Annotated in this window: 19 protein-coding genes and 1 pseudogene; 10 read left to right on the top strand and 10 right to left on the bottom strand. The window is 45.1% G+C overall.

All coding sequences use genetic code 11. The annotated features are described in order from the left end of the window. Positions 1-81: 81 nt before the first annotated feature. The 4 genes and pseudogenes from QOS07_RS01085 (at position 82) to gtfA (ending at position 4,948) form a co-directional block, all read left to right on the top strand. Complete coding sequence (locus QOS07_RS01085; protein ID WP_283587169.1) at positions 82-870, top strand: serine hydrolase; 789 nt, start codon at positions 82-84, stop codon at positions 868-870. Between the two features lie 122 nt (positions 871-992). Continuing rightward, the gene (locus tag QOS07_RS01080; protein WP_283587168.1) at positions 993-1,835 is read left to right on the top strand and encodes an aldo/keto reductase; all 843 of its coding nucleotides are present in this window, start codon (positions 993-995) and stop codon (positions 1,833-1,835) included. A 412-nt stretch (positions 1,836-2,247) separates the two neighbouring features. Next, positions 2,248-3,470: pseudogene (locus QOS07_RS01075) on the top strand (MFS transporter). A gap of 20 nt (positions 3,471-3,490) precedes the next feature. Beyond that, the gene (gene gtfA / locus QOS07_RS01070; RefSeq protein WP_283587167.1) at positions 3,491-4,948 is read left to right on the top strand and encodes a sucrose phosphorylase; all 1,458 of its coding nucleotides are present in this window, start codon (positions 3,491-3,493) and stop codon (positions 4,946-4,948) included. A gap of 393 nt (positions 4,949-5,341) precedes the next feature. On the opposite strand, the gene QOS07_RS01065 is transcribed toward gtfA, so the two are convergent. Next, entirely contained in the window at positions 5,342-5,998 is a 657-nt protein-coding gene (locus QOS07_RS01065) for a putative quinol monooxygenase (protein WP_283587166.1), read from the bottom strand. 168 nt (positions 5,999-6,166) lie between these two features. On the opposite strand from QOS07_RS01065, the gene QOS07_RS01060 reads away from it, so the two are divergent. Beyond that, entirely contained in the window at positions 6,167-7,114 is a 948-nt protein-coding gene (locus QOS07_RS01060) for a Dyp-type peroxidase (RefSeq protein WP_283587165.1), read from the top strand. 248 nt (positions 7,115-7,362) lie between these two features. Further along, on the top strand, positions 7,363-8,856 hold the full coding sequence (abc-f, locus tag QOS07_RS01055) for a ribosomal protection-like ABC-F family protein (RefSeq protein WP_283587164.1): 1,494 nt from the start codon (positions 7,363-7,365) through the stop codon (positions 8,854-8,856). A gap of 88 nt (positions 8,857-8,944) precedes the next feature. Here abc-f and QOS07_RS01050 read toward each other — a convergent pair whose 3' ends face one another. Together QOS07_RS01050 and QOS07_RS01045 are read right to left on the bottom strand one after the other, a co-directional pair. Further along, positions 8,945-9,652, bottom strand: coding sequence for an alpha/beta hydrolase (locus tag QOS07_RS01050; protein ID WP_079375927.1), 708 nt, complete (start codon positions 9,650-9,652; stop codon positions 8,945-8,947). Beyond that, positions 9,652-11,109 carry an amino acid permease gene (locus QOS07_RS01045; RefSeq protein WP_283587163.1) on the bottom strand — a complete coding sequence of 486 codons (1,458 nt, stop codon included), beginning with the start codon at positions 11,107-11,109 and terminating at the stop codon, positions 9,652-9,654. Before QOS07_RS01045 ends, QOS07_RS01050 begins: the two co-directional genes overlap by 1 nt. Positions 11,110-11,274: 165 nt before the next feature. Between QOS07_RS01045 and QOS07_RS01040 the strand changes: the two genes are divergently transcribed. Continuing rightward, on the top strand, positions 11,275-12,303 hold the full coding sequence (locus tag QOS07_RS01040; protein ID WP_283587162.1) for a YeiH family protein: 1,029 nt from the start codon (positions 11,275-11,277) through the stop codon (positions 12,301-12,303). Positions 12,304-12,418: 115 nt separating this feature from the next. On the opposite strand, the gene recQ is transcribed toward QOS07_RS01040, so the two are convergent. The 6 genes from recQ to QOS07_RS01010 all read right to left on the bottom strand — a co-directional run bounded on the left by recQ (position 12,419) and on the right by QOS07_RS01010 (position 20,205). Continuing rightward, positions 12,419-14,209, bottom strand: coding sequence for a DNA helicase RecQ (gene recQ, locus QOS07_RS01035; RefSeq protein WP_283587161.1), 1,791 nt, complete (start codon positions 14,207-14,209; stop codon positions 12,419-12,421). 60 nt (positions 14,210-14,269) lie between these two features. Beyond that, positions 14,270-14,950, bottom strand: a complete 681-nt coding sequence (locus tag QOS07_RS01030; RefSeq protein ID WP_283587160.1) for a class I SAM-dependent methyltransferase — start codon at positions 14,948-14,950, stop codon at positions 14,270-14,272. Further along, entirely contained in the window at positions 14,950-15,633 is a 684-nt protein-coding gene (locus QOS07_RS01025) for a potassium channel family protein (RefSeq protein WP_283587159.1), read from the bottom strand. Before QOS07_RS01025 ends, QOS07_RS01030 begins: the two co-directional genes overlap by 1 nt. After that, entirely contained in the window at positions 15,626-16,969 is a 1,344-nt protein-coding gene (locus QOS07_RS01020) for a TrkH family potassium uptake protein (RefSeq protein WP_283587158.1), read from the bottom strand. Before QOS07_RS01020 ends, QOS07_RS01025 begins: the two co-directional genes overlap by 8 nt. 156 nt (positions 16,970-17,125) lie before the next feature. Next, on the bottom strand, positions 17,126-18,454 hold the full coding sequence (locus QOS07_RS01015; protein WP_283587237.1) for an APC family permease: 1,329 nt from the start codon (positions 18,452-18,454) through the stop codon (positions 17,126-17,128). A 587-nt stretch (positions 18,455-19,041) separates the two neighbouring features. Continuing rightward, positions 19,042-20,205, bottom strand: a complete 1,164-nt coding sequence (locus QOS07_RS01010; protein WP_408613240.1) for an ATP-binding protein — start codon at positions 20,203-20,205, stop codon at positions 19,042-19,044. A gap of 123 nt (positions 20,206-20,328) precedes the next feature. On the opposite strand from QOS07_RS01010, the gene QOS07_RS01005 reads away from it, so the two are divergent. Next, the gene (locus tag QOS07_RS01005) at positions 20,329-20,859 is read left to right on the top strand and encodes a GNAT family N-acetyltransferase (RefSeq protein ID WP_078009067.1); all 531 of its coding nucleotides are present in this window, start codon (positions 20,329-20,331) and stop codon (positions 20,857-20,859) included. Between the two features lie 166 nt (positions 20,860-21,025). Continuing rightward, a complete protein-coding gene (locus tag QOS07_RS01000; protein WP_283587156.1) occupies positions 21,026-22,543 on the top strand; it encodes an ABC transporter substrate-binding protein/permease in 1,518 nt (505 codons plus the stop codon). A gap of 87 nt (positions 22,544-22,630) precedes the next feature. On the opposite strand, the gene QOS07_RS00995 is transcribed toward QOS07_RS01000, so the two are convergent. Further along, positions 22,631-23,683: a hypothetical protein gene (locus QOS07_RS00995; RefSeq protein ID WP_283587155.1), complete on the bottom strand. Its 1,053-nt coding sequence runs from the start codon at positions 23,681-23,683 to the stop codon at positions 22,631-22,633. 130 nt (positions 23,684-23,813) lie between these two features. Here QOS07_RS00995 and QOS07_RS00990 point away from each other — a divergent pair, with 130 nt between their 5' ends. Then, complete coding sequence (locus QOS07_RS00990; RefSeq protein ID WP_283587154.1) at positions 23,814-25,898, top strand: hypothetical protein; 2,085 nt, start codon at positions 23,814-23,816, stop codon at positions 25,896-25,898. Positions 25,899-25,934: the final 36 nt, after the last annotated feature.

Below are 25,934 nucleotides of genomic sequence, written 5' to 3'. Positions count from 1 at the left end.
TTCGGCCTAACCGCTTTATTTTTTCAGTATTCATTGTATTATTGTACTTACGTGCATTTTTAATTAAAGGAGAGTTTCAGAATGAAGCCTAGGTCAAAACGGCGTAAGCGCACTATCTGGATCATAATTATTCTTATAGTTCTTGCCATCTGGGGAATCCACCGTTATGGTTCCCTTGGTAGCAGACTAAGGGGGGCGTGGAATAAGGTTATCTATACCTCTAATGACAATGTTGCCATTGCGGTTTACTCCCCACGGACCCGCCATATTTATTCAGCAACAAATGCTCCCGGCCACAAATTTCATACAGCAAGTACCGTTAAAGTTACTATTTTAGCGGGATTACTGGTTAAGCAACCCAACGGCCTTACTAGTCACCAATATGATTTAGCAAAGGCGATGATTGAACAAAGTGATAACACCTCTACAACACTACTATTTAATGACTTAGGTAAACAGCAGGGTCTTCAGAAGGCCTTTGATGAGTTCGGAATGTCTGACTCTGTTGCCCGCAAAAATTGGGGACTGTCAACCACTACCCCGCGGGATCAGGTTAAATTGCTGAACAATATTTTCTACAAGTCGAAACTGCTTTCTAGTCAGGACCAAAATTTAATTGGCGGCCTGATGAGTAATGTTGATGCGGACCAAAGCTGGGGGATTTCTGCCGACAGCAACCACTTCGCGATCAAGAATGGGTGGCTCGATTACGGTAGCTCAAAGTGGATGGTCAATAGTATTGGTTACGTTAAAAATAGCAACGGGACCGACTATACGATTGCCATTTATACCGACAAGAATTCAACCATGCAGACAGGGCAGCAGACGATCGAACAGCTTGCGCGGGTTACAAAAAGCTTAATGCAATAACTTTAATGGATGTGGAGTAGGATAAGAGCCGACTACGACTTCTATCCTGCTCCCTTTTGTTTTCTATTACTATAAGTAAGAACGTGCTAAAATAGCCGTATAGATTAATAGGAGGTACCGTAATGTCAATTAAGGATAACTACTTAACCCTTGCTGATGGGAACCAAATGCCGCAAGAAGGTTTTGGCCTTTACAAAGTTGATGGCCAGCAGACAATGAATGACGCTATTCAAAACGCCTACAATGATGGCTACCGGCTTTTTGATACTGCACAACTATATGGTAATGAAGACGCAGTCGGTACAGCGTTTAAGCAACTTGATATTCCACGAGACCAAATTTTTGTTACTACTAAGGTGGCTGAAGAAAATCAGGGATATGACAAAGCAATTGCTTCAGTTAAGGAGTCATTAAAGAAGCTCCAGATGGACTATGTTGACCTGTTACTTGTCCACTGGCCAATTGAACGGTCCTTCTTTGAAACCTGGCAGGCCTTTGAAGACATGAAGAAGGAAGGGCTCACCAAGTCAATCGGGGTCAGCAACTTTGAAATGATCCACCTGCAATACCTTGCAACGCAGGCAAATGAAATGCCGGTAGTGGACCAGGTTGAATTACACCCACTGCTCACCCAAAAGCCACTGCTCAAGTTCAACCAGGAACACCATATTATTACCCAAGCATGGAGTCCACTTGGCCGGGGAGCCGTTCTTGGTGAAGATGTTTTGAAAGAAATTGCCGCTGCTCATGGAAAGTCAACTGCCCAGGTTATTCTACGTTGGCACCTCCAATGCGGCGTATCATTCATCCCTAAGTCCGTCCACGAAGCACGGATTGCGCAAAATGCCGACATCTATGACTTTAAACTTTCATCCGCCGAAATGGAAAAGATTAATGCCCTAAACAAGTACCAACGGACCGGCGATGAACCTGAACTGGTTTATGAATACAACCAACAATACTAATTTCTTTGGGGCCGTGACATAAGTCCTTTTATATAGATAAAAATCGAACAGCGCGGTACACAAATGAGGTCTAGAGCCCGTCAAAGACGAATTCTAGACCTCTATTTGTGCTCGCGGGGGCTCCCAGAGGCTAGCTTCGCGTCGAAAAACGAAGTCGTAACCGACTTCTGTCTCCCCTTCTTTATTTTTATCTCAATTGATCACCACTACACAAGGCTTTGTGATGGAACCGTAACCATTGTCCTGACAAGCTTTCATCGTATTTTTCATTTTAATTTGATCTCGCGGGGATGAAAGCAATTCCAAAAAGTTTTGATAAACGTTTGACAATAAATCGTGAAGGATGTATATTATGGTCACAGATAAATATTAAACGTTTAGCAAAACTATTTAGAAAGTGATACCGAAACTTATGAATAATAAGAATTCAATCGTTACTAAGCTTGCGTTCCTCTCTGTTTCATTTATGGTTACCAGTGCTTATGCCATTCAGGGTTCCCTCCCTCAATTAAAGGCCGCCTGAATATTAGCCAGACGCAATCTGAGTACCTGGTTACCACCCCGTCATTTGCTGTCATGATCTTCGTGGTTCTCTCACCACTAATCCAGGAATGGTTCCACATTTCGGATAAGAAAATCATCATGGCCGGGGTAACAATTGTCGGCCTGGCTGGGATCATTCCAATGTTTGTCAGCAATTACACAACCATCTTAATTTCCCGACTAGTTTTGGGTGCTGGTTATGGTTTATACAACTCACAAGCTATTTCAATGATTTCCGTCTGGTACGAAGGCGGTGTCCGGGCACAAATGCTTGGTTGGCGTGCCGCAGCCGAACAAATCGGTCAAGCCTGCACCTTAACTGTTGCGGGACTGCTGCTCAGCTTTCTCGGCTGGCATGGCTCGTTTGCCGTTTACTTGCTGGCATTTGTTGTTCTCTTCTTCTTCGCTGTCCGGGTTCCCGATGACAGTAAGGTTCAGGATGATAATGTTGACGAAGACGACCTGGGTGATGAACTTGGCGAAGAGAAGGGTGAAAAAATTACCAAGATTAGTCCAGTTGTGTACTTATTGGTACTCTTTGCCTTCCTATTAGTTGTAGACTATGTGGGGATGGAAAATCGTTTCCCTGGCTTATCTGTTGCCATCAACGGTAGCCATTACACTGGTTCATCCATGTTCTTATCGTTGATGCTGATTGGGGCCACACTTGGTGGTATTTTCTATGGTGCCATTCAAAAACGCCTCGGCTTTGGGACCGTCTATCTTGGCCTAGGACTGATGGCCTTATCTAACTTCTTGTTTGGCTTTGCTGGTCATAACTTTGTGATGATGGTCATCGGGCTACTCTTAATTGGTTTCCCACTGCAACTTGTTTCTCCGTTGATTTTCAACCTGTTGCCAGATCTTGCTCCAGCAAACCGGCAACCGCTCGTTACTTCACTTTGCCTGATTGGTTTTAACTTTGGTTCATTCTTCTCTCCAACGATTGCAGAATGGACTAACCACTTGCTGGGTCAACCAACCAGCGGAATGGGCTTAGCTGCACCATTCCCCGTTTACGGTGTCGCTTTAATCGTCATCGCATTAGTTATTTTCTTTGCTACCCGTCACAATGCTCAAAAAGCTAACTAATTTATTGGAGGTTTTATCTTATGCCAATTCAAAACAAAGCAATGTTAATCACCTATTCTGACTCAATGGGTAAAAACATTAAGGAAACTCATGAAGTATTAAAGAACTACATTGGCGACGCAATTGGTGGTGTTCACTTGCTGCCATTCTTCCCATCAACTGGTGACCGTGGTTTTGCACCATACCGTTACGACGTTGTTGACTCAGCTTTTGGTAACTGGGACGACGTTGAAGCATTAGGTGAAGACTACTACCTGATGTTTGACTTCATGATCAACCACATTTCCAAGAAGTCAGTAATGTACCAAGACTTCAAGAAGAAGCATGATGACTCTAAGTACAACGACTTCTTCATCCGTTGGGAAAAGTTCTGGGAAAAGGCTGGTAAGGACCGTCCAACCCAAAAGGACATCGACCTGATTTACAAGCGGAAGGATAAGGCTCCTGAACAAGAAATTGACTTTGATGATGGTACGAAGGAACACCTCTGGAACACGTTTGGTGAAGAACAAATCGACATCAACGTTAAGAGCAAGGTAGCTAACGAATTCTTCAAGGAAACTCTGATCGACATGGTTAAGCACGGTGCCGACATGATCCGTCTGGATGCCTTTGCATATGCTGTTAAGAAGGTTGGTACGAATGACTTCTTCGTTGAACCAGAAATCTGGGACCTCTTAAACAAGGTTCAAGACATTCTGGCACCATACAAGGCTATCATCCTGCCTGAAATCCACGAACACTACACGATTCCACAAAAGATTTCTCAACACAACTTCTTCATTTACGACTTCACCCTGCCAATGACGACCCTGTACACCTTGTACTCTGGTAAGACCAACCGCTTGGCCCACTGGTTAAAGATTAGCCCAATGAAGCAATTCACCACGCTTGATACTCACGATGGAATTGGTGTTGTTGACGCTAAGGACATCTTGACTGATGATGAAATCAAGTACGCATCAAACGAATTATACAAGGTTGGTGCTAACGTTAAGCGGAAGTACTCCAGTGCTGAATACCACAACCTGGACATTTACCAAATTAACTCTACTTACTACTCAGCATTAGGTGACAATGACAAGTCATACTTGCTGGCTCGGGCATTCCAAATCTTTGCTCCTGGTATTCCAATGGTTTACTATGTTGGGCTGTTGGCAGGTTCAAACGACCTTGAATTGCTGGAAAAGACCAAGGAAGGCCGGAACATCAACCGTCACTACTACAGTAAGGAAGAAGTAGCAAAGGAAGTACAACGGCCAGTTGTTGCTAACCTACTGAAGTTATTATCATGGCGGAACAAGTTTGCTGCCTTTGACTTAGATGGTTCAATTGACGTTGAAACGCCAAGCGAAACCACGATCAAGATCACGCGGAAGGACAAGGACGGCGCAAACGTCGCAGTACTGGAAGCAGACGCAGCAAACAAGACCTTCACTGTTACCGCAAACGGTGAAAAGGTGATGGAACAAAAATAAAAGTGCGGAGCGGCCTTTAAAGAGGGCGTAAGACTAACATGGAAAAAGGCGGTAACGCGGATGCGTTGGCGTCTTTTTTCTGTTAGACTCTAGCCCTCGGTCGCGCAGCACGTCTACTAAAAAAGTGCGGAGCGGCCTTTAAGGAGGCGGTTGGCTAACGTGGAAAAAGGCGGTAACGCGGATGCGTTGGCGTCTTTTTTCTGTTAGACTCTAGCCCTCGGCCGCGTAGCACGTCTACTAAAAAAGTGCGGAGCGGCCTTTTAGAGGGCCGTATGCACAACATTAAAAAAGGTGTTAACAAATTATGCGTTAGCACCTTTTTTGTTACCCTCGGTCAAAATATGGGCAATAAAAAAGACCCACACCGTTAAAATCTGGCATAGGTCTTAAAATTTAATTATTTCCCTGGTTAACTAAAATATCACCGATGGTCTGTGCCACATCTTTATTAGCAACCCAGTCCTTAGTTGTATTGACATAGTCTTGGTGGTCTGGGTTAGCAAGGTGCTTACGGTAGTTTTCCTCTGATTGGAAGACTTCATAAATTACCCACTCACTGGGTTGGCCTTTTTTGGTTCCCGCATAGATCGCTAAAATACCAGTGTCGCCATCAATAGCATTTTGCAATTGCTTGGCAACAACCCGCTTAAAGTCACCAAGGTGGTCCTTTTTAACGGAAATATTAACGATGTTAACCCACAAATCATTTGGCGTACTGATGTTTAATGCAACATCTTGGTGGCCCATGAACTGGGGTTCAAGGTCAGTTTCTTTATCACTGACAACTACCCCGTCCATTTCCTGGTGGAATTGCTGGTATTGACCAGACTTCCGGTGTTCCTGGTAAGCCGCCTCATCGTTAAAGACTTCAAAAATATAATTTTTCGTCAGGTCATCTGGCTGGTGGGAAGCATACATCCCAAAAGTGCCATCTTCAATTGCCACCGCAGTAATCATGTCGCCACGACTAGCATTGAGATATTGGTCATGCGTGTCTGGATTAATCTCAAGTTGGTGCATTTTAAATACGACAGAATTATTCATGTTCATTATTTGTTTGGATCCTTTTGTAAATTTATAATGCCTATATGATATGACAAAACCCGCCAGAAAGTAAACTAAAACCTTTTTAGGGCCAACTAAAATTTATCGGCACCCCTGGCTGAAAATGCTATAATAATACTGTAATTGGGAATAATTTGAAGGGAGACTTTTCCAATGCCTATGAATCCAAATAAAGCTCAAGATGTCTGGAAAGATGCCGGTGAGCACGTTCAATTTACTGTTTTAGAGCTTAACCGTAAGGACCAAGCTAAAGAGCAAGAAGTTATCCAAGAATTCGTTGACCGCTACCAAGCAATTGTGCGGTCTCTACGGATCCGGGATAACAAGGGTAACTTAAAGGCATCCCTTGGCTTTAGCAGTGCTGCCTGGGATTACCTTTTCCCTGACGCACCAAAGCCAAAGGAACTAGAACCTTACGAAACACTGTCCAGTGACAAGTACACCATGCCTGCCACAAAGGGTGACTTATTCCTTCACATTCGTGCTAATGACGAAGCGGTTGTATACGAACTGATTAGCCAATGCATGCTCTTCTTAAAGGACTACACCACGGTTGTTGATGAAACCAAGGGCTTCCGTTACTTTGAAGGACGGGCCATTATCGGCTTTATCGATGGAACCGAAGCACCACAAGTAGAAGATGCTGCCGATTACGCAATTGTCGGTGACGAAGACCCATTCTTTGAAAATGGTTCCTACGCCTTTGCACAAAAATGGCGTCACCACATGGATATTTGGGATAAGCTAACCACTGAAACCCAGGAAAAGGCCGTTGGGCGGAAGAAGTTCTCTGACCTTGAATTGCCTGATGGTGAAAAGTTCAAGAATGCCCACAACGTTGCTTCACAAGCCAAGATTGATGGCGTGGAGCAAAAGATTGTACGGATGAATGTTCCTTACTCTGACCCTGCTTCCGGCATTACTGGGACCTACTTCATTGGCTACTCCCGGTATTGGAAAGTAACCAAGTTGATGCTGGAAAACATGTTAAAGAATGGTGACTACCTGCTTACCTTCTCTGACATTTTATCTGGTCAACTCTTCTTCATCCCATCTCGTCCATTATTAGACAAGATTGCCGATGGTGAACTTAACAAGTAATTGACAAATAATTGTCGGCCTGTTAAGCTGACAATATCAATTAAGCGGAGGGATCAACCATTGAAGTTTTAATTCTACACAAGTTAACGCAGCTAATTCAGCACCATGCGCGAATTGGCTCCTCGAGTAGAATTATTATTTCAATTATTGGTACCATTAATTAGTGGCTTAGTGCCGCTCTTTTAAAGGCCTGTCCTACTCGGGGTGGGCCTTTTTGCGTGCCTCTTTGAAAGGAACGTGATTATTAAATGGAACCAATTACGATTCGTAACCTTAACTTTGCATATCCTGGCCAAGAACAATTATTCACCGACTGTAACTTGGATTTAAATAGCGACTGGAAACTAGGCCTACTCGGGAGAAACGGGCGAGGTAAAACTACCCTGATGAAGATCCTCCGTGGAAAGGTTAAATACACTGGTACCGTCACCAGCAAACTAAATTTCGGCTACTTTCCCTTAGCCATTAGTGAGCCAACTGCCTTCGCAGGTGAAGCCCTATTAGCAACCGTTAATGATCCGGCACTAGAACAGTGGCAGATTGAACGGGAACTAAATCTAATGGGCGTTGACCCGGCATTAATGTGGCAACCGTACGAAACACTGAGTGGCGGTGAACAAACAAAGGTCCAGCTAGCCACCCTCTTTGCCCAGGATGGTCTCTTCTTACTACTCGATGAACCAACTAACCACCTCGACCAGCTTGGCCGGCAGCAAGTTGCGGACTATCTTACTAGTAAACAGCGCGGTTTTATTATTACCAGCCACGACCAAGACTTCCTTGACCAGGTAATTAACCACACTCTCGTAATCGAACGCTACCAGCTAGTCCTCAGTCACGGTAATTATTCAACCTACTTCCAGCAAAAGCGGCGGCGTGATAAGGAGGCACTAGCCACCAACCAGCAGCTTAAGTCGGAAATTAAGGCACTGAAAAAGACCCGTCAGCAGCGACAGCAGTGGGCCCAACGTGCTGAGGGAGAAAAGAAAAACAACTCCCACGCTGACAAGGGTTTTATTGGTGCTAAAGCCGCTAAAATGATGAAAAAGACGGTTTCTACTACTAATCGCCTGAGTCAGGCAATTACCAATCGTGAAGGACTATTAAAAGAAGTGGAGGAGGTGGATCGCTTACCGCTTAACTTGGTAGCTAGTCATCATCAAACACTATTAACTGTTGACCAGGTTATACTAACGATTAACGGTGAGCAGCTTTTTGAACCTCTAAGCTTCAAAGTCACCGCTCATGACCAAGTAGCACTAGTTGGTCCCAATGGTGCCGGCAAGTCAAGTCTCATTCATGCAATCCGCAATAACTTTGCAGGCGAATATTCTGGAAAAATTACCCTAGCAAATGGAATCAAAGTTAGCTATGTTCGCCAAGATTACACTACTAACCATGGATTATTAAAGGAATTTTCCAGCGAACAGCACATTGCTTACGACCTCCTTCTCAATATTTTACGGAAGTTAGGAATGGAACGGTCAACGTTTAACGTCCCAATTGAGCAAATGAGCATGGGCCAGCAAAAGAAGGTTGAGCTTGCCCGGTCACTGGCTACCCCTGCACAACTCTATATCTGGGATGAGCCATTGAATTATCTTGATACCTATAACCAACAACAATTAATCCAGCTAATTAAGGATTACCAACCGCCCCTGCTGTTTGTCGAACATGACAAGCACTTCATTGATACCGTTGCCCAACAGCAGGTCCAAGTTAAAATATTTCCCAGGAAATAATCAGCTGGAAAATCTCTTCCAAGGCCTTGTTTATTTAAAAAGGGGACGAGACAGAAATCAAGCCGACTTCTGTCTCGTTTCCTTTTAATTACAATTGCTTAAACCAATCTAAAAATAGTGGAAACCATTTTGCCATGTGGGCATCAACCCGGTCACGGTTTACAATTCCCGTATACTTGTTTGCTAAGGCAATTCCGTGACCACCGGTACTAAATTCGTGGAGTTCAAACGGAACACCATTTTCAGCTAATGCTTGTGCATAAACTGCAACATGTTCTAAATAAGGAGTTAGTTCATCCTTAATTGAGCCCCAAATAAAGGTCGGTGGTGTTTGTGGCGTTACCAACTGGGAAACGTTTTCCGTTGTTACCCCCATCCGCTGATCAATCGTCGGCTGGATAACCGGGTAACCGAGGCCCACAAACTTTGCCTTAGTTTCCGCCTGGTTACTGTATGCTGCCGCCAACTGGCCACCAGCTGAAAAGCCAAGTACCCCTAACCGTGTTGGGTCAAGGTCTAGTTCCTTAGCGTGCGCAAGCAAGTAGTCAAATGCCTGGGACATTGCCCGTTTAGCCGCCTGGTAATCTTTATGCTCAACTACCGGATAACGAACAACGAAAGCTTGGAAGGCGTGTGTTGCCATTGTTATTGCCACCCGTTCAGAATCACGCTCCATAATCCGGTTATAGCTACCACCCGGGACAATTACTACCCCTGGCAGCGGGACATCCGAATTACTATGATAAATATCAACTGATGAATATGGTTCCACCAAGGGAACATTTTTAATTTCCATTAGATCTCCTTGTCACCCTTCAGTTTTCCACCATGCAAGTTAACCTTCTTTAGTGGAATCAAATGGGTGTGGTAACGCAAGCGATAGTAGAGCCACAGAACTAATAGCAGTGGCACACTAAGGTAGGTCAAAATAATTTGCTGCCATTGACCATGTAGCAGTGCTGTTGGGTTTTGACCAATAACAACAACCGCACATAGGACGACGGCCAGGAGCGGGCCAAAAGGGAAGAAGGATGCCCGGTAACGTAAATCTTGGACATCGTACCCCTGTGCCTTGTATGCTCGCCGGAAACGGAGGTGCGCAACGGCCATCCCCATCCAGGTTAGGAAACCAGCTAACCCGCTAGAGTCAATCAGGAACTCATAAATACTTGGGCCAAAGATCCCGGTCAAAAAGGTCAGGGATGCCACCAGTGTTGAAGCCATCAGACCATAAATCGGGATTCCGCGCTTATCAGTAACCCCAAAGATTTTCCAGGCTTGTCCTTCATGAGCCATTGAATAAATCATCCGGGTTGAAGCATACATTCCTGAATTAGCCGCAGAAATAACGGCTGTCAGGATAACTGCATTCATCGCACTAGCCGCAAAAGCTAGTCCGGCACGCCGGAAGACCAAGGTAAATGGACTAATGGTAATATCCTTAACTGATGAGCCCAATAAGTTTTTACTAGTATATGGCAGGATACATGCAATAACAAAGATCGCTAAAATGTAGAAGAGCAGGATCCGCCAGAAGGTCGAGTGAATGGCCTTGGGAATACTCTTCGATGGAGTTGCCGATTCACCGGCAGTGATTCCCACCAGTTCAGTTCCCTGGAAAGAGAAACCAGCAACTAGGAAGACGCTCAAAACAGTTGGTGCGCCACCAACAAATGGTGCTTCCTTATACGTTAAGTTATGGAAGCCAACTGCTTGACCACCCATAATCCCAACAATCACGAACAGACCGACAATCAAGAATAGGACCACGGTCAAAACTTTAATAATTGCTAGCCAGTATTCGGCTTCACCAAAGGCACTAACGGCCAGAGCGTTCACCGTAATAATATAAATTAAAACGACTAAACTAAAGATCCAGCTCGGTACGTGCGGGAACCAGAAATTCATCACAATTCCTGCCGTCGTACTGTCGACCGCCACGGTTAATGCCCAGTTAAACCAGTAGATCCATCCCATTGAAAAACCAAGGGCAGGATCAACAAAACGGGTACAGTAAGTGGCAAATGATCCACTTACTGGTAGGAAGGTTGCCATCTCACCAAGGCTGGTCATGAGGAAGTAAACCATAATTCCCATAATCGTGTAACCGACAATCGCACCACCAGGCCCGGCGGTGTGAATAGCAGAACCACTGGCAATGAATAACCCTGTCCCAATTGAACCACCAAGGGCAATCATCTCCAAGTGCCGCGTTTTGAGTAACCGTCGTACGTGGTTACCTTGTTCACTCATAAAATTTACACTTCCTTTTCATAAGCTAAAGTTATTCTACTCTTTTAAACTATTGCTGACAAAACAAACGAATGATAAAGCGCTGCCATGCTATTTGCCTCTTGTTTATCACCCTCAGTTTGGTAAAGTGGAACAAGAGAAAAAATTGGGAGGACTCATTTTAGAATGCAAATCTTTGCTAAAAAGTCATTCTGGTTGGCGACCATTATGACTTTAATTTGTTCTGTCGCCGGGGTACTGCTTGCCAAGCTCCCCTATGTTAACTTAATTGGTGCATTAGTTATCGCCCTCTTATTAGGGATTACAATGCAGTTAACCCCCGCGGGGCTACGGAATGAAGCTAGCACTGGGATCGGTTTTATCTCCAACAAATTTTTACGGTTAGGGATCATCTTACTTGGTTTCCGGCTTGACCTTGCTAAGCTTGCTGCTGCCGGCGTTAAAACCATCCTTGTAGCTGCCTGTGCAGTTACCTTAACCATCTTCTTAACTTACTGGTTAAGTCGGAAGTTTGGTGCCGAGGACGAATTGGCGATTCTTACTGCCTGCGGTTGTAGTATTTGTGGTGCCGCTGCCGTAATGGGTGTTTCACCACAGATTGAAACGGACAATGAAGAACGGAAACGGGAAAATGAAGTTCTGGCCGTAGCAGTTGTCTGCGTGATGGGGACTGTCTTTACCCTATTGGAAATTGGGTTAAAACCTATTCTGCACCTCACCGATCCGCAGTTTGGGATCGTTGCTGGTGGTTCACTTCATGAAATTGCCCACGCGGTTGCTGCCGGTGGTGCCTTTGGTGAAGCCAGTCTAGACAATGCCTTAATTATGAAGCTTTCCCGGGTACTCTTGTTAGCACCAGTTGCCTTAATTGTTGGTTACTGGTACCAACACCGGCTAGTCAAGGAAAGTGAAGAAGGCGAAATTCCTACGCCTAAGAAGCTGCCAATTCCTTGGTTCTTAGGTGGTTTCATTTTAACCAGTATTCTTGGTACTTTCTTGCCATTTTCAAAGGGTGCGCTGGACGTCCTTGTCCAAGCCGCATATATTTTCTTAGGGATGGCAATGGCTGCACTGGGATTATCAGTAAACTTCAAGGTAATCTTTAAACGCGGCGGTGCGGTCTTTGGCGCAGCGATCATCAGTTCCGTCTGCCTCTTAATCTTTATGATTATCATGAGTAAGTGGCTATTTTAAATTGCAAATATGTAAAACAAAATGAGGTCCAGAGTCCGGTTGTCAAAACCAAATTCTGGACCTCATTTGTATTCGCTAGGACTTTCAAAAGACATTCCCAGCTTTACTTAATAAATTAATTCTTACCGGCTAGGTATTCACCAATTACATTCATCATTACTTCACCATACTGGGCAAGTTTTTGTTGGCCGACACCGTTAACCTCCAGAAAATCGCGCTTCGTCTGTGGCTTCAGCCGTGCCATATCATGTAAAGTCTTATCCGAGAAAACAACAAACGGTGGTACACCCTGACTGGTGGCCAGCTCCAACCGTTTTTGGCGAAGTTGCTCAAACAACGCCGCAACATCTGGTGATTCCATTACCTGTGTCCGTGAACGATCTGGCTGCTTTTCTTGCCGCCGGGTTACCTTCTTGTCTCCCTTCAGTACCGCCCACCCATCTGGTGCAATTTGGACAACTGGGTATTGGGCACCCACCGTTTGCAAGATTCCTGTTGCCACCAGGTAGTCAATTAAGCTAGCGGCTTCCTGCTTAGAGAGTTGCTTCAAGGTTCCGAAGTTTTCCATCTCGGGAGCGCCAATCTCCACCATTCGCTTATTATGGGAACCGGTTAAAGCTTGGGCAACCACTCCCTTACCAAAACGGCCGTGAAGCTCTTGCACCATTTCAAGGACGTGCTTACTCTCCGTGGTAATATCCTGAATAGTTCGGTCATCTGTACAGTTACTACAATGGCCACAAGGGTCACAATCCTGCCCAAAATAACGGACAATGTATTGCTGTAAACATTCCGGGGTGCTGGCATAATTGGCAACCGCCTGCAGTTTCTTGTACTGTAAGTCACGGTAATCATCATCGGCCGTTGACTGGTCAATAAACCAGCGGTATTGGCGAAGGTCATTGGGGTGGTAAATCAAAATAGCTTCGCTGGGTAAGCCATCCCGCCCCGCACGACCTGCTTCCTGGTAATACGACTCAATGTTCTGGGCACTTGTGGCATGAATAACGAAACGGACGTTACTCTTATCAATTCCCATTCCAAAGGCGCTGGTAGCAACGATGGTGTTTACCCGGTCAAATTGGAAGTCATCTTGGACTTTAGAACGACTAGCGGGATCCATCCCCGCGTGGTACGCGGCCACTGAAAACTGGTGTTCCAGTAAATAGGTTGTTAGCTCATCAACGCCCTTCCTGGTGTTGACATAAATAATCCCCGCCTCATCCTGGTGCTCCTTCAGATACTCCCGGATGTATCGGCGGGTACTATTTTCTGGGTGAACTACCCGAAAGCTAATGTTGGGACGGGTAAAATTAGTAATTACAAAGTTATCTCGTGAAATTCCTAATTGGTCGCCAATATCTTCCTGGACAGCTGGTGTTGCAGTAGCGGTCAATGCCAAAGTGTTCGGGTGCGACTTCAGACCATCAATTCCTTCACGCAGTTGCCGGTAAGCAGGGCGAAAATCATGACCCCACTGGGAAATACAGTGGGCTTCATCAATTGCCACCAGGTCAATCGGCAAGAAATTAAGCTGGTAACGAAAGTAATCCATGTTTAACCGTTCAGGAGTGACATAGATTAGCTTAATCTTCCCCTCATAAGCTTGCCGCAGAATTGGGTTAACCTCTTCTTGGGGAATGGTACTATTAATTGCCGCAGCCGCAATCCCGTTTTGCTTTAGTGAATCAACCTGGTCCTTCATCAAGGAAATCAGCGGTGAAACAACCAGGGTCACCCCGGGATTAACTAGTGCCGGAATTTGGTAGCACAGTGACTTTCCACCACCAGTAGGCATAACTGCTAGTACATTTTTACCAGCCATTACCCGGGAAATAACTGCCGCCTGCCCACTACGGAACGTTTTAAAGCCGAAATTGTCCTTTAATACCTGTTCTGGCGTCATAAATTCAGCCCCTCTTCAAATTGTCTCTATATAAATAGACGGTGAATTTAACCAGATCTACTAGGAACGTTTGGCAATTAATATCTTCGTGGTAATCCATGGACCACCCCACCAGCCATTAAAGCCGGTCTTAATAACCTGAACATCGTCAATTCCAACATTGGCAAGTACCTTTTTGTATTCATCCATGTACTTAGTATCAACGATTACCAGGGTCCCATCAGCCTTTAGGACACGGGCCGCTTCCTGCAGTGCCCGGCCACGTTGAATAGCTGGTGTAATGTTGTGCAATGCCGAATCAACCAGTACGTAATCAAAGAGCTGGTTAGCAAACGGCAGGTTCATCATGCCACCATCGTCTAACTTAACCCGGTCAGCAAGCCGTTCACTAGCAATCTGTTGCTTAATAACCGGTAACGACTGCTGCCAGCGTGCAACACCGGTAACCTTCCCCGGTGCCTCTAGCCGTTGGCCAATCAACTTTAAATCTTCAACCCGGCCAGCATTAAAAGCGAGCACTTGGGAAGTTGCCGGTACTGAAAGCTTCTCCAGTAAATTAGCTAGGATCTGCTCATGGCCACTTGAAATAGTGTGGAAAAAGATTCCTGCCCAGATGATAATCAGGGCAACCCAAATTAAGTTCCAGTATTCATGACTGGAAAATGCTGCAAACAGGCCACTGATCACTGCAATCAGGGCAATAATACCGATTGTAATAACGTTAATTGCGCGGTTTCTCACTATTTTTCTCCTTTATGCTTCTGTACAATTTCGTTCAGTCGTTTAATATCATTCAAGTTACCGACGACCGTAATCTTATCATGCGGCTGGATAACATCATCCGCTTGGGGCATTTGGTTAATCTGTTCATCCTGGCTAACAATAATGATTACATTAACCCGGAACTTATTACGGAAATCAAGTTCATCAAGGGTCTTACCATAAAATTTCGGGTTGTTAATATCGATCTCGGCCAGCGTGGTTTCCTTACTCAGGTTTACATAATCAACTAGGCTAGGGTTTAACTGTTGAAAGACGAGTCGCTTAGCCAAGTCGTGTTCAGGCCGGACAACCAGATCGGCACCGATCCGTTCAAGAACCCGGGCATGGTTAACATTTTCGGCCCGGCAAATGACATCGTCGGCCCCCATGTCCTTAGCAATCAGTGTCGCCATAATACTGGCCCCCACGTTCTTACCGATTGAAATATAAACATGGTCAAAGTGACCAATATCTAGGTCCCGTAAAGCATCCTCATCCTGGGCGTCGGCAACAACGGCCCGCATGACAGTACCAGCCAATTCATTAACAACTTCAGGATTTGAATCAATCGCCAGTACCTCCTGACCGGCAGCAACTAGTGATTCACAAATTGAGGCACCAAACTGCCCAATTCCAATAACTGCATAGCTTTCTCTAGCCAATTAAAACACTCTCCTCTGGGTAACGGTAGCTCTTCATCCGTGGCTGGGCATTAAAGATGGTAAACATAACGGTGTAGATACCAACCCGCCCGATAAACATCAATGCCATGATGATTAGCTGACCAAACAAGTTCAAACTCTGGGTGATTCCCAGTGAAATCCCGGTTGTTCCAAAAGCCGCCAACACTTCAAAAGTAACATAGGCGATTGAGTCGTGCTTCGGAAGATCTTGCGTTTCAACTAATAACAGGATCGCCAGCAAAACAATCACTAAGGCCACGAAGAACAAGGTCAGTGCCCGGTTAATATTATCCTGAGTAAACCGGCGATGGGCAAAGTTAGTGTCACGTTGGCCACGCAAAGTTGCAATACTCTGTGTGGCTAGTAAGCCAATCGTTGTGGTCTTAACCCCACCAGCCGTTGAACCTGGCGTTCCACCAATGAACATCAAAATAATTGTTAGACTAATTCCAGCTGCACTTAGCTTGTTATACGAGAAAGTAATCAAGCCCGCCGTCCGCGGCGTAATCGCCATAAACACCGTATTTAATAACCGCTGCGGCCAACTAATCTGATTGCTTAATTGGGCCAGGTTGTGTTCCGTAATGAAGTAAACAATAAATGAAACAATAAAGAGTACTGCCCCGGTCCACAATGCCAGTTGGGTATGCAAGGACAAGTGGTGGTATTTATGATAATTGAGCAAGTCCTTCCAAACCAGGAAACCCATGGAACCAGCAACGATCAAAACTGCCAGCACACAAATCATGTATGGGTCATTAAGGTAGTTTTCCATGCTGTTGCCAAAGAGGTCGAAACCGGCGTTGCAAAAGGCTGATACTGAATGGAAAATACTGAACCAGATCCCCTTACTTAAACCGTAACGGGGATAAAAGTCGAAGAACAAAAAGACGGCACCGATTACCTGAATTAATAATGACAACTTAACGATTAGGTAAACCACGCTCAGTTGTGATAAATGGTCGAGGTTTAATGCTTCTTGTGTTAAGAGTCGCGTTGACATCCGGACATGCCGGCGAATCATTAAGGACATCATAACGGCAAAGGTCATAAAACCTAGTCCACCAATCTCCATCAAAAACGCAATGACCACTTGACCAAACGACGTCCAGTGGGTAGCGGTACTGACCAACGTTAACCCGGTCACACAGGTCGCGCTAGTGGACGTAAAAAAGGCTGTCATGAAGTTGGTGTGGGCACCAGGAACTGTCGAAAATGGCAGCATCAATAATGCTGTTCCGATTGCAATTACTAACAGGAAACCAAATGTTAGTATCTTCGGGAACGAATATTTACGTTTATTAATTTCAATCAAGTTATACCCTCCCCCGTATCTTACCAACTAATTATAGTCGTTTTCACTAATTACTGTATAGTTATTTAAAATGAAAAGGGACTGGGAAGAAGAACTTCATTTTCTTCCCAATCCTTTTTTAAATATTGTACATTGATTGCGGGAAAAGGCTTAATATTAAAGCCGCTTCTTATCCATCCGCTTAACGCAGTATAGGATTGGCAACCCAACAATCACAATTCCAACGAAGAGGATTACCCCGGCAGGATCATTGAAAATTTCACTGACCAATACGAACAGGCCCCCGGCAATTGCAATGATTGGTACCAATGGGTAAAGTGGGGTGCTAAACGGCCGTGGTCCCTTGTTCCGCCGACGCAGAATGAAGATCCCTACGAAGGCCAGCAAGTAGAAGCAGTACACGGTGAACACACATAAGTCCGACAAGTGGTCCGGATCAAAGAAGAACATCATGACCGTTGCTAAAACAATAATAAACATCGTTGCGACAACAGGCGACTTGCCCTTTGGCGTAACAAACGACAGGAAACGCGAGAATGGTAAGTCACCACGCTTGGCCATTGCGTAGACGATCCGGGGGAAGGTAATCATCTTACCATTCAAAGTCCCCATCATCGAAATAATAATTCCGGCCGAAAGAAGCTTTCCACCAATATTACCAAACGCCTTCGTTGCTAAGTAGACAGTCGCGTTTTCACCAAGACGGTGGATCAGGTTGGCTGGCATAAACTTCAAGATACCAACGGTGATTAACGTGTAAATAATCAGAACGGCGGTGATCCCGAAGATAATTGCCTTTGGCAGCAGCTTTTGCGGGTTCTTCATTTCACCACCAAGGTTGGCAATTAAAATCCAACCGTCGTAACCAAAGAGTGTTGCTAATACGGCAACCCCGAAGCCACCAGTTGCTTGGTGAATTTCAGTAACGGTTTGACCAAAGGCATGTTCATTTCCCCAGAACAGGCCAAAGATAATAATGGCGGCGATTGGGATCATTTTACCGGCAGTAGTAATAATTGCAAAAATAGCACCGACCTTATTTTCAAAAAGGTTCATAATTCCAATTGCAAGAACGGTAATAAAGGCTAGTGGCACCCGCCATTCGGTTCCCAAGCCAAAGAAGTTAGCCATTAAAATACTCATGAAACCAGCAACCGAAGCAATAATCGCGGGGCCGTAAACGATCACTTGCATCCATCCGGCGAGGAAGCCAAGAATCCGCCCATAAATATTTTCAATGTAAACGTATAGCCCACCAGTGTAAGGCATTTGGGCACCGATTTCAGCGACTGTTAATCCACCGGTCAGGGTAATTACCCCACCAAATACCCAGGCCGCAATAGCCAGGGTTGAGGAACCGGCGCTGTCAAGAACTGACCCTTGTTTAAAGAAGATCCCGGAACCAATAATGGTCCCCACTACGATTGAGATTGCCGACCAGAAACCTAACGAACGATTCAATTCCTCTTGTGGCTGCTTATTCATCATCATTCCTCCATTCTTCGATTTAGGACAAAACAAAACGGGCATACCTAGTCATGTGGTATTAAACCAAATGACCAAGTATGCCCGACTTAATATTCTTAAATCAATAATTTATGACACACAAAGATCACTCAGTCTCAAAGTTACTAGAGACTGAGGAGGAAGAAAGTTGATATTGCTTAGTAAATACATTAACCATAATTAAATCCTCCTGTGTGTTTTTCTATGTAAATTAGAATATCATTAGAATTAGTATTTTGCAATCATCTTTTTAAAATTTCTTTGGAAAATTTTAATAAAAATCGGGCAACTAGCTATTTACCAGTTGCCCGAAGTTCAATATTATTGCCCGTTAACACTACTCATATGTGATGTTTGGATGTTAGATGAATGAAAGAATATTTTCGTCTTAACGGTTGGCAATATTAATTTGATGGTTTAAACAGAAACTATCTCTGTTGTCAATATTATAACAAAAGTTTTTGTGAATTAAAGCACTATTTTAAAATTGTTAACGTTTAGCAATATTTGCATCCCATAGCAACAAGCAAATAGGACTGTTTGGCTTTGTGATTTACTCAACATTATTACCACCACTGTGGTGCTTGGACTAGTACCTTTTTGGCCGGAATTGAGCGTTGTTTAAGAAATGCCTGACCAGTTTCTAATTTTGCTACGTCCTCAAATGCCAGGTCAGGTGCTACACTAGCCAGCTCATCCTGGTCCAATAAGCGGTGAATGAGGCTTATCCCAAACTGTGACCGCAACCTAGCAGGCAAATCAAGTGGAGACTGGGTCGTTAATGCCATTTGCAGGTTCACCTTTCGTCCCTCCCGCAGGACCTGAAAGATCCCATTCTTTGCTAGTTGTGCATCCCCCGTTGGCAAATAGCGGTGGGCTTCATCCAGCACCAATTTTACCGGCATAAAGGTACCATTATTCGTCGCTAGCCGGTCATTTAGGATCAGCTTTAACAGGTAAGAAATAATTGCCCCCTGTTGTTGCTCGTACCGTTTAAGAATTGACAAGTCAACCACCAGCGTTCGGTGACTTGCTCGCTGGTTCAAAAACATCTTCAAGACAAAACCTAGTTCCGTCTTTGAGGTTCCCGGGTGGGCGACCGTATCAAACAATTCACGGAACGCTTGACTAGCAAGGCGTTCCCGAAAGTCGGTCAGCAGGCCCCACTGTCTGTTAATCCCCTGCCGGTCATATTGCTGCCCCAGCAAACAGTAGTCAGCATGTTCATTGTCAAACGGCACAACCATTTCTTCAACTAGTTGTTGGGGCAAATCAGTTACCTGGTATTCACTTGCCCAGTCACTCAACTGTTCAAGCAGCCGCTGATAACGGTCAGCTGGATAATTAATCTTCTTAAGTGGCCCATGACCGTGGGCAATATTTCGCTGTACCTTCAACGAAGTGATTGCCCGCGCTAACTGACGCTCCATTGCCAGTGGGAGCTTAATCCCCATTACCTCCTGGAGCGCAACCTCACTTAATTTTCCTGCTTCTAAGTATGCATTCTCACCTAACTTATAGGTTACCGCATTGGGGAGTTGCGCATACTCACCAGTTGGGTCGAGGACGATTGCTGTCTGATTCTCATGTTGAAGTTGGTCCAGGATCGAGAGCGCACTAGTCGTCTTTCCGCTACCGGTTTGACCAACGATCAATAAGTGCTGGTTAAAAAACGGTTCCGTTATCTTTTTACCACTACGGGCATCTTTTAGGGCTGCCTGCAAGCTCATTCACTACCTTTCGCCAAATTTAACTGCATTATATCATCATTTTTTATTAAGCCACCGCCCTAAAGATGGCATCGTCAGTACTTTTCTGCTAAAATACCACCTATATTAAGGAGTGATTTATTTTTGGATTTAGACATACAGCCCGTGAGGTTGAGTTTAAGTAATTATCGCGACGTTAAGCAGCTTTACCAGCGCGCGTTTCCGAAGTATGAGCGTGAGCCATGGTCCTGGATGATGCTCAAAAGCAAGTTTAAGCAGGCCGATTTTATGGCTTTTTATGACCAAAACCAATTCGTCGGTTTCTCCTACGTCATCCACAGTCATGGTTTCCACTATATTCTTTTCTTAGCCGTTAATGACCAATTGCGTTCACAAGGTTACGGTAGCCGGATCATTGCCCAGCTACGGACGCTTTATCCGAGTGATTCACTTGTCCTTGACATCGAACAGCCGGACCCAAGTGCAAAAAATAACCGCCAACGGTTGCGCCGCCTTGCTTTTTATAAGCGAAACGGCTTCTATTTAACGCCCAAGAAATTAGAAGAAGATCAAATGACTTACCGTGTCCTCGCTACCAAGAAGCACATCAACCAGCACAAGGTCGATCGTGTTTTCGAATGGTTCTCGTGGCCCCTCGGTTGGTTTATCCAGTAAAAATTATTAAGTCTAGTCCCGCTAGCAAGTCGCCAGCGGGGCTTTCTTTCTTTTAAAATATTCTTGTTATTGTATATTTATCAAATATTTTAAAACGTTATTGCATATTTAAACGTTTAAACGTATATTAGTCAGCAACATCAATTACGCAAAGGAGATTTCGACTATGAAGCACATTAAGCAATTAATAATGATGTTAATTATTCTCGCTTCGTTAGTCGTCGCACCGTTGAACGCTTTCGCTGCTGCTAATAGTTCTTCTAGCAGTTCCGCCAGCTCTAGCACTAGTAGCTCGACTACTACGACAAGCGACGACTCGTTGCAAAAGATTAAGCAGAAGGGGACCCTGGTCGTTGGTACCAGTGCCGGTTACCCACCCTATGAATTCACAACCAAGAAGAACGGCAAAACACAGTACGTTGGTTTTGAAATGTCATTAGCCCGTCAGCTCGCCAAGGACCTCGGTGTAAAAGTGCAAATTAAGAACATGGACTTTGACTCCCTCTTGGTGGCACTCGAATCCCACAAAGTTGACGTTGCGATTGCCGGAATTAACATCACTCCCGAGCGTAAAAAGAGCGTTGATTTTTCAAAGACCTATTACAAGGGGACCAAGTACTTCCTGATCAACAAGTCCGATAAGAGCAAGTACAAGACCTACCAAGACTTTAAAGGAAAGACAGTTGGTACCGAAAATGGTGCGATGGAATATTCCCTAATTAAAAAGTACATCCCTAACGTTAAAGAAAAGGGGCTATCCAAGTGGTCATCACTGGTAATTGCTCTGCAGTCACATAAGTTGGATGGGGTCCTGATGGATTCGGCCACCGCCCAGGCCTTTGCGCAGGCTAACCCTGACCTCTACGCATTTAACTCGCATATTAAATTTAAGACAGCCGGGGTCGCTATCGCCTTTCCTAAGGGGGCTACTTCATTAGAGGCTGCTGCCAACAAGACCGTTGATAAGGTTAACCGGGAAAAGCTAATCCAAAAGAAGTGGTTGCCGCAAGCTGCTAAACTGATGAAGTCATCAAATAAGCAGAACACCATCGCCAGCTATTGGAGTTTCTTCGCTAAGGGGGTCGGTTACACCCTCCTTATTACGATTATTTCAGTTATCTTTGGTTTCCTCCTCGGCATTCTGTTTGCCCTGATGCGGTTATCGGGCAGCAAGATTCTCCATTCAATTGCGATTTGCTATATTGAATTCATCCGGGGAACACCAATGCTGGTCCAGATTATGTTTGTCTACTTTGGGATTGGGGCCATTATTCAGTCAATGCCCGCCCTAGTCGCTGGGATTATTGCCGTTTCAATTAATTTGGGGGCTTACGTGGCCGAAATCATCCGGTCCGGAATTCAATCCCTGCCAATCGGGCAAACAGAAGCTGCACGGAGCCTTGGAATGACGAAAAAGCAGACCTTCCATTACGTTATTATGCCCCAGGCCCTGAAGAATATCTGGCCCGCCCTTGGCAACGAATTTATTACCCTTTTGAAGGATAGTTCACTGGTTTCCACCATCGGGGTTGCGGAATTAATGTATGAAACTCAGTTGGTTCAATCTGATACTTACAAGGGTGTCTTGCCCCTCTTTATCACGATGCTAATTTACTTTGTCCTCACCTTTACCCTAACCCGGATTTTGAACCACTTCGAAAAGAAGATGAAACACGCTCACTAGCAAAAGCAAGCAACACGGTACACAAAAAACCACCAACGTTTTGTCTCTTCACAACCGTTAGTGGTTTCCCTATTTAAAGACTAGTTTTTAATCATCCATGTAATGCAGGTCATCATACTTAGTATCGGCTTGTTGCTTTGCCATGCTCTGTGACTGGTAGTAAACAGCATCAACATGCATGTCAGCACCACCGGCTTCAATTAAGACCTTTACCTGCTTGCCATCAATTGTTTCATTATGAACCGCAAAGTAAGTTCCTGCACCGGCAGCTTGTGTCCAACCGCGAGTAGACAGCCAGTGCATCCCCTGTGCATTAGTAAAGACTGCACTCATCCAATTCTTAGTAGCCTTGATAACCCCATCATCGGTAGCATTATCTTCATCTTCAAGGAAGGAGCTGTTCTGCTTATACAGGGTCATTTGGTCACCACCGCCATCGGGACCGTCGTACTTGTAGGTGTGTTGGCCAAAGGTAAGGGTTCCGTTGGTGTCATTATCAGCCGTGTACCATGTTCCCTGCATGTCGCTTGGCACATTCACAGTCCCTTCATTGCCATATTGACCAGCAGTAGTTGAGGAACCAGCACTAGAAGTACTTGGCGCGTTCAGACCGCCATTTGTCTTGTCAACTACCTGGGCTCCCTTGGACAGGTTATTAACTAATTGCCCCTGACCATTGCTGTTCAAGTAATCAACCATGTCAGCACGACTAACCGTGGTCAATTTCTTTGCTTGGCCATTATCGGCATTTTCATAAATTGTGACATCATTACCCTTAACGGTGTAGACCAAGCCAGTTGACTTACCGTTAGCAGTAACATTGTAAGCAACCCCCTGGCCATTGTCGCTTAACTGGTACTTGCTAGTTCGGTATAAGTTAACCTTTAGGCCATCCTGTTGTGCTGTCTTAGCGGTAGATGCCCACTGGTCACCATACTTATTGCCAGCATAGGCAGTAATCACCGCCACCGTTTGTTGTGGTGAAAGGTTGTCTGCACTGATCTTATCATTAGTTTTCGGTGCGATCATGCTAGAAGATGATGAACTGCTTTGACTGGTACTGGTAGAGTGTGCACCACAGCCAGCAAGCAGCAATGCCATCCCGGCCACCAGCACTGCGCTAATCTTTTTACTATTCAATTTGTTCTCCTCCTAAATCAACTATAGCTTCAATATACACTCTTTTTATCCCCCCGCCAATTGCCCGAAGATTAATTAGCTGACTTTTAAACTTTTACCCGTACAATAAGAAGAAAGAGGAGGTGGAATCGTGACCAAGCAATTTTGGCTAGTAGACAGTGACCCTACCCAGTTAACCGTTGCCTTTATGCCTGCAGGTGGTCAAAAGATTAATAAGATGACCCTGCAAATCGGTGCTGGACAACAACAAGTATCACACTTCCTTCAATCACTAGAAAAACTACGTGGTAGCCAACGGTTTACCTACCTTTCATTTGCTAGTCGTTTCTGGGAAATGCCATTGCTCGTCTTTGCCAAGCGGGAAACGGCAGAAGAAATAATCCAACTGGTAACTGGCAGGCAGCAGGTTCTCACCAGCCTTGACTCACCATTTAAAGTCATCAATCACTACCCCAAGTTGTGGAACCAGCAAGAAGTAAGCCAGCTCGCTGACTGGCAGCACAATGCGCACTTCTTGGATACCAGAACCTTTGACGGCCGAATTGACCATGGGGAGCTCAGCCGTTACAAACGCTATCTCAGCCAGCTTTCTTATCCGCAACCAGCGCCGGGATCCCCACTAACTAAGCGGCTAGCGATTAACCTGCCTAACCTCCAACGGCTTTTTAATACTCCCCTCTTCCAAGAATGCTGGGAGCAGCATGGGCAAATTATGAAAAAGTTTCGTTCTGAAATCACTAAGGACCCTCGGGAAAAGTGGCAGGGAATGATGACGATTATGCCGACCACTACCGATGCCGAAACGATTGAGGCAATTCTTTACCGTGACCACCATATCCATGACCGACCACGAATTACGGTTGAAGATCCGGGAATTATAAGTCCATGGGGACGAAAGTTACTGACGTTTTACCGGGCCTATGATGGTATTGACCGCCACGATCCATATGCTTTGCGGCGGGTTCATTTGACCAATAAGGACTACCGGCCACCACTAATTTTGAACGAGGATCAGTCGTGGTTTGCCTTACTCCCATCGGAAGGCGGTCTCCACGGGTTTACCGTCCGAAAAAATGACTTCCTAGCTAGTAACGACTACCAGCAGAGTAATAACTTTAACCAACCTAACCACGCTGCGAACGTTCTTAAAATTGAGCGTCCGCTGATTAACCAGGAACTGCTCCTGCAAATGGGGTGCTTCGATCCCCACGCGCAAAAGATCGTTCAGGAGATGGTTGATGATGTCAACGGACATGAATTAGCACCTTCACTGATGAGCAAGTTGGAGCAGAAACTACTCCACGCAATGAAGGGAAGTTCGGATACCGCATTTGATAACCATCTTAAGCAGCCAAACACGATTTTACAGATGCGGTTAAATATTCAATTAAAGTTAATTCGACTCTGTGAACTATTGGTAGCCCACCACTTTACCCTTCTCTCCGTCAATTCGACAATTATTTATGTGGCTCCTGCGGCCAATGCCCCGCTTAGTTTATTGAACCACCTGCCAGACGGCTTTCATGTTACCGACCGGGGTAAGGATTGGTTTGGGAAGAGCCCCAATGACCACCTCTACCTAAGCGGTAACAACGGCTACCAGGTGGCTGGCGATAACGTCAATCACTATGCCGGCCCTAATAACTGGACCGACCAGCAGCGGCCAACAATCACTGAAAAGGTCCTGGTCGAATATTTAATGAAGCAGGGATACCGGCGGCCAGTTAACAGGCAGGCAATTACTGTCCTACTCCAGCAGCATTTAAGACATTTTCGCCCGCAAGAGTGGTTTCAACCAATCCTCTCTTCAAAACTAAAGCAAATCTTTGCGATTGCTGATAATGGTAAGCAGGCATTAGTAGCTGACCCGGTCCTAACTGGCTTTTTTACTACCGATCCGACCGACTACACGGTTACCCGCGTCTTTAGCAGCAACAACGGGCCAAGCAGCGACTCGTTGGCAGAACAGCTAGCTGGAAAGGTGGGATTGGACGATAAGTACCGGCTTAGCAAGCGCTATTTGAAGGTTGAACAACGGCAGATTTATAACAGCCGGCACCTCTGTCTCTTTTTTGACCCACAAGATATTAACCCGCAACAGCTAATAAAAAAAATTGATCTTACGGCCTACCAACAGATCGTTATTACAATGCTCAACACCTGGCTTCCCCATCCTTCTGTGCCTTCTGTTGACCAGCTTGAATTAGGAATATAAAAAACGGCCACTAGCAAAAATGTTGGTAGTCGTTTT

This window comes from Limosilactobacillus viscerum, assembly GCF_947387525.1.
Taxonomy (GTDB): Bacteria; Bacillota; Bacilli; order Lactobacillales; family Lactobacillaceae; genus Limosilactobacillus; species Limosilactobacillus viscerum.
This window is presented reverse-complemented; position numbering and strand designations above follow the sequence as displayed.